At 60.6% G+C, this 12,860-nt stretch carries 11 protein-coding genes; 1 reads left to right on the top strand and 10 read right to left on the bottom strand.

Annotated elements, in window-relative coordinates; all coding sequences use genetic code 11:
• Positions 1-157: 157 nt before the first annotated feature.
• The 10 genes from ACFY9W_RS00590 to hmpA form a co-directional block, all read right to left on the bottom strand.
• Positions 158-541, bottom strand: a complete 384-nt coding sequence (locus ACFY9W_RS00590) for a YkgJ family cysteine cluster protein (protein ID WP_391124362.1) — start codon at positions 539-541, stop codon at positions 158-160.
• A gap of 159 nt (positions 542-700) precedes the next feature.
• Positions 701-1,828: a hypothetical protein gene (locus tag ACFY9W_RS00585; RefSeq protein WP_391124359.1), complete on the bottom strand. Its 1,128-nt coding sequence runs from the start codon at positions 1,826-1,828 to the stop codon at positions 701-703.
• Between the two features lie 212 nt (positions 1,829-2,040).
• Positions 2,041-3,249, bottom strand: coding sequence for an alanine transaminase (alaC, locus tag ACFY9W_RS00580; RefSeq protein WP_391124357.1), 1,209 nt, complete (start codon positions 3,247-3,249; stop codon positions 2,041-2,043).
• Positions 3,250-3,586: 337 nt separating this feature from the next.
• The gene (gene cyoE, locus ACFY9W_RS00575; protein WP_012270561.1) at positions 3,587-4,474 is read right to left on the bottom strand and encodes a heme o synthase; all 888 of its coding nucleotides are present in this window, start codon (positions 4,472-4,474) and stop codon (positions 3,587-3,589) included.
• 11 nt (positions 4,475-4,485) lie between these two features.
• Entirely contained in the window at positions 4,486-4,818 is a 333-nt protein-coding gene (gene cyoD, locus ACFY9W_RS00570) for a cytochrome o ubiquinol oxidase subunit IV (RefSeq protein ID WP_391124354.1), read from the bottom strand.
• A complete protein-coding gene (gene cyoC / locus ACFY9W_RS00565) occupies positions 4,818-5,444 on the bottom strand; it encodes a cytochrome o ubiquinol oxidase subunit III (protein ID WP_016484942.1) in 627 nt (208 codons plus the stop codon). Before cyoC ends, cyoD begins: the two co-directional genes overlap by 1 nt.
• Positions 5,445-5,447: 3 nt before the next feature.
• Complete coding sequence (gene cyoB, locus ACFY9W_RS00560; protein ID WP_391124352.1) at positions 5,448-7,466, bottom strand: cytochrome o ubiquinol oxidase subunit I; 2,019 nt, start codon at positions 7,464-7,466, stop codon at positions 5,448-5,450.
• Between the two features lie 3 nt (positions 7,467-7,469).
• The gene (gene cyoA, locus ACFY9W_RS00555) at positions 7,470-8,414 is read right to left on the bottom strand and encodes a ubiquinol oxidase subunit II (protein ID WP_391124349.1); all 945 of its coding nucleotides are present in this window, start codon (positions 8,412-8,414) and stop codon (positions 7,470-7,472) included.
• A gap of 559 nt (positions 8,415-8,973) precedes the next feature.
• Entirely contained in the window at positions 8,974-9,480 is a 507-nt protein-coding gene (locus tag ACFY9W_RS00550) for a disulfide bond formation protein B (RefSeq protein ID WP_391124346.1), read from the bottom strand.
• Between the two features lie 454 nt (positions 9,481-9,934).
• Positions 9,935-11,113: an NO-inducible flavohemoprotein gene (gene hmpA, locus ACFY9W_RS00545; protein ID WP_391124343.1), complete on the bottom strand. Its 1,179-nt coding sequence runs from the start codon at positions 11,111-11,113 to the stop codon at positions 9,935-9,937.
• Positions 11,114-11,267: 154 nt separating this feature from the next.
• Between hmpA and norR the strand changes: the two genes are divergently transcribed.
• A complete protein-coding gene (gene norR, locus ACFY9W_RS00540) occupies positions 11,268-12,824 on the top strand; it encodes a nitric oxide reductase transcriptional regulator NorR (RefSeq protein ID WP_391124340.1) in 1,557 nt (518 codons plus the stop codon).
• Positions 12,825-12,860: the final 36 nt, after the last annotated feature.

The raw sequence follows: 12,860 nt of genomic DNA, 5'->3' as shown, positions 1-12,860 counted from the left end.
TGAAGCATTTGGTTTCAGGTTCAGAATCTTCTTACAGCTGATGGCCTCTTCGCGGGCATGCCCGCTCCCACAGGTACTGCGCAGGGCTCGAATAATGTGCGGTCCCTGTGGGAGCGGGCGTGCCCGCGAAGAGGCCAGCGCAGGCGCTCAAGATGGCTCAGGCCACCTCAGCCCCATCATCCGGCCAAAGCGGCTCATTGGCCTCTGGCGGTGTCAGCGGCGGCAGCCCATAAGCCGCCCGCGCATCATCACAGCTGGGGTTGTGCACCCCACCCTCCCACGAGGCATCAAACTCGCGGCACGGGCTGGAACGGTTGGCATAAATGGTACAAGCCACCTCTTTGCCAATCTCGCCCTCAAGGCTGACACAGCGGCACGGCTTGGCGTCGGTGCCGATCATGGCAACGCGGGTGGGGTTGATCTGTACCACCAGGTCGTCCGGCACAACGCCCCCGGCAGACTGGCATTCGCCCCAGAAGAAGGACACACGGAAGTACCCGCAGCAGGCGCCGCAGTCAAGGCAAGGGTTATAGTCGGACATGAGGCCACGGAAGGAAGGTTGTTGTTATCGGGGCTTGGCCCGCGGCGCCATTTTTAATCCAAGCCGGGGTGGCTGGATAGAGGGGCAATGCAAAAATAGTTGCCGTTGATCCGGCTACAGATTCGGCGGCCAAGGCACAGCCTTGGCCGTCGGCCTTTCTCAGCGCAACGCTTTGTATGCGTCGACGTCGCTGCGCTGCACACTCAACCCCGCACTAGGGTCATAGCCTTCGCCGCACACTTGGCTGAACCGGGTCTGCTGTTCGCCCTCGTGCACCAACCGGTCTTGCTTATCACCCTCGGTGATATAGGTATAGGACTGTCCCCGCATGTCCAGATACTGGCCATCACGTGCTGCAATAGCTTCGTGATACTCCAACAGCTGCGGTTCGCTCAGCCCCAGGCATTTATCCAGGCTTACCCCCCAACGTGCAAGGCAGACCTCGGCGAAGTGGCGCACGATAAGCCCTGGTTCTACCAACAGCCGACCGATTCCGACACCACTGAGCGACGCGTTGCCCACTAGCGTGGCATGGCGCCCCGGCATGGGATACACGCACAACCGAGTATTCCTTTCGACCGCAGGGATCACGCACGCGAAGCCCTTGGAGCGCTCATCCCGCGAGTAGAAACCGACGTACTCCTTGACGTTGCCAGCCAACGTGACGCGTTCGGTTTGCACGTTGCCGACTCCGGGAACGGGGTCGATGGCAAAAATATTCACGGGTATGTCGCGTAGTACAGGGTCTTGCGCCATGGCGTTGGCCAGCATGTGGCAGCTGATGCCTCCCCTGCTCCAGCCCACCAGGTTGACCTGGGTGGGCAGGCGCGGTTTGCGGAACATGCTGATGATGCGTTCCTGAAGTTCCTGCGGTGTTGGGTGGCGCTCGCCATAGTTGTAGGTGCGCCAGAACCAGGAGGCTGTAGACGAGGCATCCGGGATGGGCACTCCGGCAGCTTTAAGGCGCTCGTATTCTTCTTCGCTGAGTTCGGTGCGCTGCCAGCTGCTTTCGCCTTTGATGACTTGCAGCACATGGTTGACGTTTTCTTCCCAGCCGCGGCCAAACAGCTGCCCGGTCCAGTTGAAATAGCCGCCGGGTTCGACGAACAGGTCGTCATCCTGCAGGTTGCCGCTGCCAGGGCCGTCGACGGCGATCCAGTGGGCAAATTCGCGACCCTGGTCGTTGCTGGCCAGGGTCGAGACCAGCTCGCCATTCCAGAAGTTGGGGTTGGTGTCGTCGAAGCGGTGCGAACCGGTGCCGCAGAAGTAGGCGGTGAATACACTCATGGGGGATCTCTTTGGTGAGAAATGAGTGCCTAAGATAGGAATACGGATAGCCAGAAGGCAGGTGGAAAGTTCACCTTCAAGGCAGTTGGGGCTGCTTTGCAGCCCATCGCCGGCAAGCCAGCTCCCACAGGTACTGCACAAGCCTTGAAATCGGTGAAGATCTTGTGGGAGCTGGCTTGCCGGCGATGGGCCGCAAAGCGGCCCCAACGGGCTTAATTGCGGGCCAGGCCGTCAGCCCGGAACATCTGGCGGATGCCGCGAATAGCCTGGCGAATGCGGTCCTGGTTCTCGATCAGGGCAAAGCGCACATGGTCATCACCATAGTCACCAAAACCAATCCCCGGCGACACGCACACCTTGGCCTCGGCCAGCAGCTTCTTGGAAAACTCCAGCGAACCCAGGTGCGCATATTGCTCCGGAATCTTCGCCCACACATACATCGAAGCCTTGGGGTTCTCGACCATCCAGCCCAGCTCGTGCAGCCCCTTCACCAACAGGTTACGACGCTGGCGGTACTGCTCGGCAATATCGCGCACGCACTGCTGGTCACCTTCCAGCGCAGCAATGGCCGCAACCTGCAGCGGCGTGAAGGTGCCGTAGTCGTGGTAGCTCTTGATCCGCGCCAGGGCGCTGACCAGCTCGGGGTTGCCGACCATGAAGCCGATCCGCCAGCCGGCCATGTTGTAGCTCTTGGACAGGGTGAAGAACTCCACCGCAATGTCCTTGGCACCGGGCACCTGCATGATCGAAGGGGCTTTCCAGCCGTCGTAGACAATGTCGGCGTAGGCCAGATCGTGGATCACCAGCACGTTGTACTGCTTGGCCAAAGCCACCACGCGCTCGAAGAAGTCCAGTTCCACGCACTGGGCCGTGGGGTTGGACGGGAAGCCGAGGATCATCATCTTCGGCTTGGGGATCGACTCGCGGATCGCCCGCTCGAGTTCGTTGAAGAAGTCCACACCCGGCACCAGCGGCACGGACCGCACCTGGGCGCCGGCAATGACCGCACCGTAGATATGGATTGGGTAGCTGGGGTTGGGCACCAGCACGGTGTCGCCCTGGTCGAGGGTGGCCAGCATCAAGTGGGCCAGGCCTTCTTTGGAGCCGATGGTAACGATGGCTTCGCTTTCCGGGTCGATGTCGACCTCGTAGCGGTCCTTGTACCAGTTGGAAATGGCCCGGCGCAGGCGCGGGATGCCGCGCGAGGTGGAATAGCCGTGGGTGTCTTCACGCTGGGCGACCTGCACCAGCTTCTCGACGATATGCGGCGGAGTGGCACCGTCGGGGTTGCCCATGCTCAGGTCGATGATGTCCTCACCACGGCGGCGGGCAGCCATCTTGAGCTCGGCGGTGATGTTGAAGACGTAAGGGGGGAGACGATCGATGCGCGCAAAGCGGCGCGGCGAACCTGGGTTGGCCATGGCTTCCTCTGAGTACGTAAGCGCCCGGAACCGTCCGAGCGACGCTGGCCGATGTGGCGGCCTGGATCAGAAGATAGTGCCGAAACAGGATGCCTGTAAAGGACAATTTCCTGTTTTGTCATATTTTTTCAGACGTATTGCTTGAAATTCATGGATTTATGTTTTCCTGTGCCGGCCTCTTCGCGGGCTTGCCCGCTCCCACAGGGTTATCCACAGCCCCTGAGACTTGCGCCGTACCTGTGGGAGCGGGCAGGCCCGCGAAGAGGCCGGCACAGGAAAACACCCATAAAAAAACCCCGGCACACTGGCCGGGGTTTTCGTGAAACAGGCAGCAGTTTCAGCGTGCGTAAGTCATCAGCACATCCGCAGCAGTCTGGCTGTCCACCCCCATCATCACGCTCAGGGCGGTAACGGTGAGGATGGAGAAGCCGAACACCTTGCGGGCCCACTTGCTGTCGTCTTCCGCCTTGTAGCCACCCCAGGCCATGTACAGCCAGTACAGGCCCATGGCAGCCGCCACGGCCAGGTAGCCGAGGCCGGCGTAACCGCCGAGGGTAAGCATCAAGGTGGCGAGCACGAAGGCCAGCACGTACAGCACGATCTGCTTCTTCGCCGCGAGAACACCACGTGCCACCGGCAGGACCGGAATGTTGGCAGCGCTGTAATCCTTGAAGCGGAAGATGGCGATGGCAAAGCTGTGCGGCATCTGCCACAGGCTGAACATCACCAGCAGGGTCACCGCAGCCAGGTCGAAGCTGTTGCTGACGGCGCAGTAGCCGATCACCGGAGGCATGGCACCGGACAGGCTGCCGACCAAGGTACCGTGCACCGATTTACGCTTCAGCCACAGGCTGTAGAAACCGACGTAGACAATGAAGCCAATCAGCGCGCAGAACGCCGACAGCGGGTTGGCCTGAACATACAGCAGGCTGAAACCCGCCACCCCGAGCAGGGTGGCGTAGATCAGCGCGAGGGGCAGCGACATGCCGCCCTGAACCATGACGCGGTTCTTGGTGCGCTCCATCTTGTGGTCGATGTCACGGTCGATGCAGTTGTTGAACACGCATCCGGACGCAACCACCAGCGAAGTACCGATCACCACCGCCAGGAACAAGGCGAAATCCACATGGCCCTTCGAGGCAAGGAAGAAACCGCCTGCCACGGAAAGCACGTTACCGAAAATGATCCCCGGTTTGGTGATTTGGATAAAGTGCTTAACGGACATGCAGTCTTACCTCACTTGGCCATCATTTCGATGTGGATGTTGAACATGATCCACAGCGACAGGCCGACCAGCAGTGCAATTACCAGTACGGTGAACAGGAACGTCGACACGTTGTTGCGTTGCTCTTTCGAGCGATCCATGTGCAGGAAGTAAACCAGGTGAACAACAACCTGGATCACGGCCATGGCAACAATGATCAGAACGGTCAGGTTCTTCGGCAGGCTGGCAGTCATCGCCAGCGCGAACGGGATCGCGGTCAGGATGATCGACAGGACAAAGCCGATCATGTACGACTTGACGCTACCGTGATTACCTTCGTGATGAGTGTCGTGTGCGTTAGCCATTACAGAACCCCCAGCAGGTAAACGACGGTGAATACGCAGATCCAGACCACGTCCAGGAAGTGCCAGAACAGGCTCAGGCAGCTCATGCGGGTCTTGGCGGTCGGCGTGATGCCGTGCTTGTTGATCTGGTACATCATGATTGCCATCCAGATCAGGCCGGCAGTCACGTGCAGACCGTGGGTACCTACCAGGGCGAAGAACGCCGACAGGAAGCCACTGCGCTGCGGGCCGAAGCCCTCGCTGATCAGGTGATGGAATTCATAGATTTCCATCGCGATGAAGCCAGCACCGAACAGGAAGGTCACAGCCAACCAGCCCAGTACGCCCGCTTTCTTGCCGTCGAACATCTTCAGCATGGCGAAGCCGAAGGTGATCGAGGACAGCAGCAGGAACAGCGTTTCAACAGCTACGAAATCGAGCTGGAAGATGTCATGACCCGACGGGCCGCCGGCAAAACTGCCGGACAGCACCGCGTAGGTGGCGAAGAGCGACGCAAACAGGATGCAGTCGGTCATCAGGTACAGCCAGAAGCCCAGTACGGTCATCTGGCCCGAGTCGTGGTGGTGGTCGTCATGCCCATGGTCGTGACCATGAGCAGCGCCGCCGTGCATTACTTGACTGGACATTGATTACACCCGCTCAAACGATTCGACACGTGCGCCGGCAGGCAGAACACCTGCTTTGGCCAGCGCTTTCATGCGCTCGCCTTCGATGCGCGCCACTTCTTCGGCCGGAACCATGTAGCCCTGGTCGTCACGTGCAGCGTGGCGAACGAAGACTGCGATGGTTGCCAACAGGCTCGCGCCCACCAGCCACCAGATGTGCCAGATGAAGGCGAAGCCGAACACGGTCAGGAACAGACCCATGAACAGACCGGTGGAGGTGTTGCTCGGCATGTGGATCGCTTCGTACTTGGCCGGAACCTTGTACGCAACGCCGGCTTCCTTGGCTTCGTGCCAGGCGTCCAGGCCAACTTTCTCAGGCATGTGAGCGAAGTTGTAGAACGGTGGTGGCGACGAAGTGGACCACTCGATGGTACGGCCGCCCCATGGGTCGCCAGTGACGTCCATGTTGTCTTTGCGGTCGCGAACCGAAACGACGATCTGGATCAGCTGGCAAGCAATACCGAACAGGATCAGCACGGCGCCGACAACGGCTACGTACAGGTAGGGTTCCCACAGTGGGTTGTCGGAGTGGTTCAGACGACGGGTCATGCCCATGAAGCCCAGGGCATACAGCGGCATGAACGCAACGTAGAAGCCCGACAGCCAGAACCAGAAGGCAGCTTTGCCCCACTTCTCGTTCAGGGTGAAGCCGAAGGCTTTCGGGAACCAGAAGGCGAAACCGGCGATGTAGCCGAATACCGCGCCACCGATGATCACGTTGTGGAAGTGCGCAATTACGAACAGGCTGTTGTGCAGGACGAAGTCAGCACCCGGAACGGCCAGCAGTACGCCGGTCATGCCACCGATGGAGAAGGTGACCATGAAGCCCAGGGTCCAGAGCATCGGCGCGGTGAAGCGCACGCGGCCTTGGTACATGGTGAACAGCCAGTTGAACAGCTTCACACCGGTCGGGATGGAGATCAGCATCGTCGCCAGGCCGAAGAAGGTGTTGACGCTGGCGCCGGCACCCATGGTGAAGAAGTGGTGCAGCCATACCGCAAAGCCCAGGATGGCGATCGCGCCCGATGCGTAGATCATCGAGTGGTGGCCGAACAGGCGTTTGCCAGAGAACGTCGAAGTTACTTCCGAGAACACGCCGAAGGCCGGCAGGATCAGGATGTAAACCTCAGGGTGACCCCACGCCCAGAACAGGTTGACGTACATCATCGGGTTCCCACCAAGCTCGTTGGTGAAAATGTGGAAGTCCAGATAACGGTCAACAGTCAGCAGCGCGAGTGCAGCAGTCAGGATCGGGAACGAAGCAACGATCAGTACGTTGGCCCAGGTGCAGGTCCAGGTGAAGATCGGCATGTCCATCAGCTTCATGCCAGGTGCGCGCATCTTCATCACGGTAACGAGGAAGTTCACGCCGGTAAGCGTCGTACCCAATCCGGATAGCTGTAGCGCCCAGATGTAGTAGTCAACGCCCACCCCAGGGCTGTACTGGATGCCCGCGAGCGGCGGATAGGCAACCCAGCCGGTCTTGGCGAATTCACCAACGCCCAGCGAGATGTTGACCAGCAGCACGCCTGCCAGCAGCAGGTAGAAGCTCAGGGAGTTCAGGAACGGGAAGGCAACGTCACGTGCACCGATCTGCAGGGGAACCGCCAGGTTCATCAGGCCGGTGAAGAACGGCATCGCCATGAAGATGATCATGATCACACCGTGAGCGGTGAAGATCTGGTCATAGTGTTCAGGCGGCAGGTAGCCTTCGGAGCCACCGGTTGCGGCAGCCAGCTGGGTACGCATCATGATGGCGTCGGCAAAGCCGCGCAGCAGCATGACCATCGCGACGATGATGTACATCACGCCGATCTTTTTGTGGTCGACAGTAGTCAGCCACTCGCTCCACAAGTAGGTCCACTTGCGGAAATAGGTGATAAGACCGACGACAGCGATACCGCCGAGCGCGATCATGGCAAGCGTCACCATGACTATCGGCTCGTGATAGGGTATCGCCTCCAGGCTTAGTTTACCGAACATCTCTTACTCCTCTGCACCGGCAGCTGGTTGCATACTCGATTCCACACCCTTGGTTGTGGCCAGATCTTTGCTGCCTGCTTCTTCGTGGACCGGCTTGCCGCGGTTCATGCCTTCGTACTTGTCGACGATGGTCTGGAACAGCTCTGCTGGCGCCTCGCTGTACAGCGCGACTGGGTTGTATTCGCTAGGCTTGGCCAGAGCTTCGTACTCGGCTTTGCCCAGTTTCAACGGCGACTGCTTGACCTCGGCGACCCATGCATCGAAGTCGGCCTGGGATTGGGCAGTAGCCTTGAATTTCATGCCGGTGAAACCAGCACCGCTGTAGTTGGCGCTGATACCGTCAAACACACCGTTCTCGTTGGCGATCAGGTGCAGTTTGGTGGTCATGCCGGCCATCGCGTAGATCTGGCCACCCAGGCCCGGGATGAAGAACGAGTTCATCACGGCGTCGGAGGTGACGCGGAAGTTCACCGGGGTGTTGGCCGGGAAGTTGATCTTGTTGACGGTGGCAATGCCCTGTTCCGGGTAGATGAACAGCCACTTCCAGTCCAGTGCGACCACGTCGATCTGGATCGGCTTCACGTCCGAATCCAGCGGACGGTATGGGTCCAGCTTGTGGGTGGAGTGGTAGGTGACGTAACCCAGGGCGATGATGATCAGGATCGGGATGATCCACACCGCGGCCTCGATCTTGGTCGAGTGCGACCAGTCAGGGGTGTAGGTGGCTGCCTTGTTGGAAGCACGGTACTTCCAGGCGAACGCCAGGGTCATGATGATGACGGGAATCACCACCAGCAGCATCAGGCCGGTTGCGATCAGGATCAGGTTCTTTTGCTCAATGCCGACCTGGCCCTTCGGGTCGAGCAGGGTCCAGTTGCACCCACTGAGTAAAAGCATGCCTAAAACGGGCAATATGCCAAACAGTCTGGGGTAACGCTTTTTACTCATCTCACGACCTCTAGATCAGCTTGCTTCAATGCAATTTGTGTTTTGGTAGCCAACACTTCGTCCTGCCAAGTGAGGCATTTTGCGCCCGTACTCGCTCCGGCCTGGGGTCCGACTGCTGGACCTTGGCTTCAAGCGTGTTAGCGGTGCTTATGGTTTCGTAGGCAACAGGCCTGTACTTCAGACCAAGTCCATTTGGTGCGGGAAAACGCGGAGGGGTATCCGCCCGGTATCGCCGTTGGGCGAAACTTGACGAAGTCAGCAAAAAGGAGCGCTGGGGCTTCCTTCAATCCTGCGACTCGCAAGCAGTGCCGAACGGAAATTGGGGGCGATTGTAGTGAGGTCGCCAACCCTTGACTATGACTTATTGAGCAACAGTCTTTTACAGAATGCGTAACAATGCTGCTCGATAATTCAACTTCGCGACAGTTTGTCGCACCCCGCTTGCTAGCCCTCAAAGCCGCATTCTACAAGGCTTCGTGGTTGATCTGGATCAAGCGGGGGGCAACTTTTCGCTCTTGTCATGCGGCGTAAAAGACCACATGCAATTCAGGACTTTTGTCTAACCCTGACGTCGGTTGCGGTAGATACCGAGCGGAACCAGGATGGCGGTCAGCACGAATGCCACAAGTGCCCACTGCGCCAGCGACAAACCGAGGATCGGCGGGTACGGCGTGCTGCAGAAGCCGTCGACCTGGAACGCCAGCGGCCAGAGCTTGGCCAGCGGCAGGTCGTCCACGATCGGCTGGAGGGTGTCGATGCCACAGCTGACCATGGGGTTGGCGAGTATATACACATGGTTGCCGGCCGCAATGATTCCGCCAATTGCGCTAAGCACCACCATGGCCTCGAAGAAGGTCAGGCTGCGGCGCCCGGGCATCGCTGCGGCGATGAAGGCGAACAGGGCAATGAACAGCAGCGCGTAACGCTGCAGGATGCACAGCGGGCACGGTGCCTCGCCCAGCACCACTTGCATATAGAGGGCGCCGCCGATCAGCGACAGGCAGATCAGGCCCAACAGCACCAGAAAGCGCCGTTCCCGATTCAGGCGCGATGTTTGTTCGTTCATTGCCGGTTCCTTCGATGGATAGTGGCAGCGTGGTCCGCCTGCCTGGGCGCAAGTCTACACGCTGGGCGTGTCGAGGAAGCGGCGCGATGGCACTGCGCAGGACTATCCGGTGAGGCTGAGACCGGCCGTAACGAGGTCGGTTCAACCCCGGGCGGCAAAAAAGCTGCTGCCCGGGTGCCGCACAGGGGCAAGCCCCTCGACACCCGGGAGTGAAGGATACCGTGATTAACGCAGGATTAATGATGAAAGCGCTGAGCCCGCTTTCATCTTTCCTTATATATAGGCAGGAAGTAATCGTGTAAGCCTGTACCGGCCTCTTCGCGGGCTCGCCCGCTCCCACAGGTGCTCCACAGCTTTCAAATGCTGCGGGGTACCTGTGGGAGCGGGGTACCTGTGGGAGCGGGGTACCTGTGGGAGCGGGCGAGCCCGCGAAGAGGCCGGTACAGGCGCTACATCACTCCAGGGCAGCCGCCGGCCCGAAGAACTCGTAACGGCTCTGCTGCTCTGGCACACCCAGTGCCTTCAACTGGCGCTTCACCGCCGCCATGAAGCCCTTGGGCCCAAGGAAGTAGGCATCCACATCACGTTCCCGCGGCAGCCATTCGGCCAGCAGCTCCTCGCTCAGCAGGCCGACCGCGTCTGCCGCAGCGCCCCCGTCCGCCTCGGCATAGCAGTAGAAACGCTTGAGCTGTGGATGACGCGCCGCCAGGCCATCGATCCAGTCGCGGAAGGCGTGCACCGCACCGTTACGCGCACAGTGGATGAAATGCACCTCGCGCCGGGTTTGCAGTGCCGCCTGCAACATCGCCAGGGTTGGGGTAATGCCCACGCCCCCACTGATCAGCACCAACGGCTTGTCGCTGGCTGCCAGGGTGAAATCACCGGCAGGCGGGAAAAGTTGCAGGGTTTCGCCCACCACCAGTTCATCGTGCAGGTAGTTGGAAACCTTGCCGCCCGCCTCGCGCTTGACGCTGATACGGTATTCCTTGCCATCGCACAGCGCCGACAGGGAATAGTTGCGGCGCTGCTCGGCACCGTCGATATCCAGCTTCAGGCCAATGTACTGCCCAGGTTCAGCCTTGAGCACCGGCTTGCCATCCACCGGGGCAAAGTAGAACGACACGACCTCGCTGCTTTCCTGCTCACGCCGGACCAGGCGGAACTCGCGGGTACCGCGCCAGCCGCCCTCGGCCTGTTCTTTCTCTTTATAGAGGTTTTCTTCAGCGCCAATCAGGATGTCTGCCAGCTGGCCATAGGCAGCGGCCCAGGCGTCGATCACCTCAGGGGTGGCGATTTCCTTGCCCAGCACTTCCTCGATGGCGCGCAGCAGGCAGCTGCCGACGATCGGGTAATGTTCCGGCAGGATCTGCAAGGCAACGTGCTTGTTGATGATCTGCCCGACCAGGCCACCCAACTGCTCCAGCTGGTCGATGTGGCGGGCATACATCAGCACGCCGTTGGCCAAGGCACGGGGCTGGTCGCCACTGGCCTGGTGGGCCTGGTTGAACAGCGGGCGTACCTCGGGGTATTCGCTGAGCATCATCTTGTAGAAGTGGGTGGTCAGCGCTTCGCCGCCGCTTTCCAGCAGGGGTACAGTGGCCTTGATGATTGCACGTTGTTCGGCATTGAGCATTGCGACAACTCCTGAGCCTGTGGCTTCAAATGACTGCCTTGGCTATTTCACCAATCGTGCCAACTTTTCTCGCCAGTAAAATCAGGGGGTTGAAGCAAACCATGTCAAAACGACACGCTCAGGCGTATAGTCATATTGACCAATAGGAGTCTTTATGACCGCAAAGCCGCTGCTTACCGCCCTTCTGCCCCTGGTCAGTGACCTGTCACGCGACCTGCCCGACCAGGAACGCTACCGCCGCCTGCTGCAGGCCATGCGCAGCCTGTTGCCGTGCGATGCCGCCGCGCTGCTGCGCCTGGATGGTGAATGGCTGGTGCCGCTGGCGGTTGATGGCCTGAGCCCCGACACCTTGGGCCGGCGTTTTCGAGTCAGCGAGCACCCACGCTTCCAGATCTTGCTCAGCCGCCCGGAGCCCACCCGTTTCGCCAGCGACTCCGAACTTCCCGACCCCTACGACGGCTTGGTCAATGCCCCGGATGCCGACCTTGAGGTGCACGACTGCATGGGCTGCACGTTGATGGTCGATGAGCGCCCGTGGGGCCTGGTTACCCTCGACGCACTCACCCCCGGGCAGTTCCAGAGCCTGGAGCTGGATGCCCTGCAGGCCTTCGCCAGCCTGGCCGCCGCCACGGTGACCGTGGCCGAGCGCATCGAGCACCTTGCCCTGCGCGCCGAAGATGAACACCACCGCGCCGAGATCTACCGCCAGGCCAGCGGCCAGGACAAAGAGCTGATTGGCCAGAGCCCGGCGCACAAGCGCCTTGTGGAAGAAATCCGCCTGGTCGGTGGTAGCGACCTGACCGTACTGATCACTGGCGAAACCGGCGTTGGCAAGGAGCTGGTGGCCCAGGCCCTGCACCAGGCGAGCAACCGCGCCGACAAGCCATTGGTCAGCCTCAACTGTGCCGCTCTGCCCGACACCCTGGTGGAAAGCGAACTGTTCGGCCATGTTCGCGGGGCCTTCACCGGTGCGCACGGCGAACGCCGGGGCAAGTTCGAGCTGGCCAACGGCGGCACGCTGTTCCTCGACGAAGTGGGCGAGCTGCCGCTGACGGTGCAGGCCAAGTTGCTGCGCGTGCTGCAAAGCGGCCAGTTGCAACGCCTGGGCTCGGACCGCGAGCACCGCGTGGATGTGCGGTTGATCGCTGCAACCAACCGGGACCTGGCGGCAGAAGTACGCAACGGCAACTTCCGCGCCGACTTCTACCACCGCCTCAGCGTGTACCCGCTGCACGTACCGCCCTTGCGCGAACGTGGGCGGGATGTGCTGCTATTGGCCGGCTACTTCCTCGAACAGAACCGTTCGCGCCTGGGTCTCAACAGCTTGCGCCTGAGCAACGAAGCCCAGGCAGCGCTGCTGGCCTACGACTGGCCAGGCAACGTACGCGAACTGGAACACCTGATCGGCCGCTCGGCACTCAAGGCACTGGGCCAGCACCCCGACCGGCCCCGCATTCTCACGCTCGAAGCCATTGACCTGGACCTGCGCGCATCACCTGCAACACAGGGCGCCCTGCCCTCGCCCGCAACCCCGCTGCCGTTGGCAACACTCCCCGAAGGCGGCCTGCGCGAAGCAGTCGACGCCTACCAGCGCCAGGTGATCGAGGCCTGCCTGCAACGGCACCAGGACAATTGGGCGGGAGCCGCGCGCGAGCTGGGCCTGGACCGTGCCAACCTGAGCCGACTGGCCCGTCGGCTGGGGCTTCGCTGAGATTTACCTACAAAAGGATTAACCCAGAAAGCCTCT

Origin of the sequence: Pseudomonas sp. NPDC008258, assembly GCF_042956345.1 — a bacterium.
GTDB lineage: Bacteria > Pseudomonadota > Gammaproteobacteria > Pseudomonadales > Pseudomonadaceae > Aquipseudomonas.
Note: the sequence above shows the minus strand (reverse complement) of the source record. Positions and strands in the feature narration are given on the sequence as shown.

Excerpts from the sequence above, each read along its gene's own strand:
- hmpA (WP_391124343.1), bottom strand. The coding sequence starts at position 11,113 with ATGCTCAATGCCGAACAACGTGCAATCATCAAGGCCACTGTACCCCTG.
- ACFY9W_RS00550 (WP_391124346.1), bottom strand. The coding sequence starts at position 9,480 with ATGAACGAACAAACATCGCGCCTGAATCGGGAACGGCGCTTTCTGGTG.
- cyoA (WP_391124349.1), bottom strand. The coding sequence starts at position 8,414 with ATGAGTAAAAAGCGTTACCCCAGACTGTTTGGCATATTGCCCGTTTTA.
- ACFY9W_RS00585 (WP_391124359.1), bottom strand. The coding sequence starts at position 1,828 with ATGAGTGTATTCACCGCCTACTTCTGCGGCACCGGTTCGCACCGCTTC.
- ACFY9W_RS00590 (WP_391124362.1), bottom strand. The coding sequence starts at position 541 with ATGTCCGACTATAACCCTTGCCTTGACTGCGGCGCCTGCTGCGGGTAC.
- norR (WP_391124340.1), top strand. The coding sequence starts at position 11,268 with ATGACCGCAAAGCCGCTGCTTACCGCCCTTCTGCCCCTGGTCAGTGAC.
- alaC (WP_391124357.1), bottom strand. The coding sequence starts at position 3,249 with ATGGCCAACCCAGGTTCGCCGCGCCGCTTTGCGCGCATCGATCGTCTC.
- cyoD (WP_391124354.1), bottom strand. The coding sequence starts at position 4,818 with ATGGCTAACGCACACGACACTCATCACGAAGGTAATCACGGTAGCGTC.
- cyoC (WP_016484942.1), bottom strand. The coding sequence starts at position 5,444 with ATGTCCAGTCAAGTAATGCACGGCGGCGCTGCTCATGGTCACGACCAT.
- cyoE (WP_012270561.1), bottom strand. The coding sequence starts at position 4,474 with ATGTCCGTTAAGCACTTTATCCAAATCACCAAACCGGGGATCATTTTC.
- cyoB (WP_391124352.1), bottom strand. The coding sequence starts at position 7,466 with ATGTTCGGTAAACTAAGCCTGGAGGCGATACCCTATCACGAGCCGATA.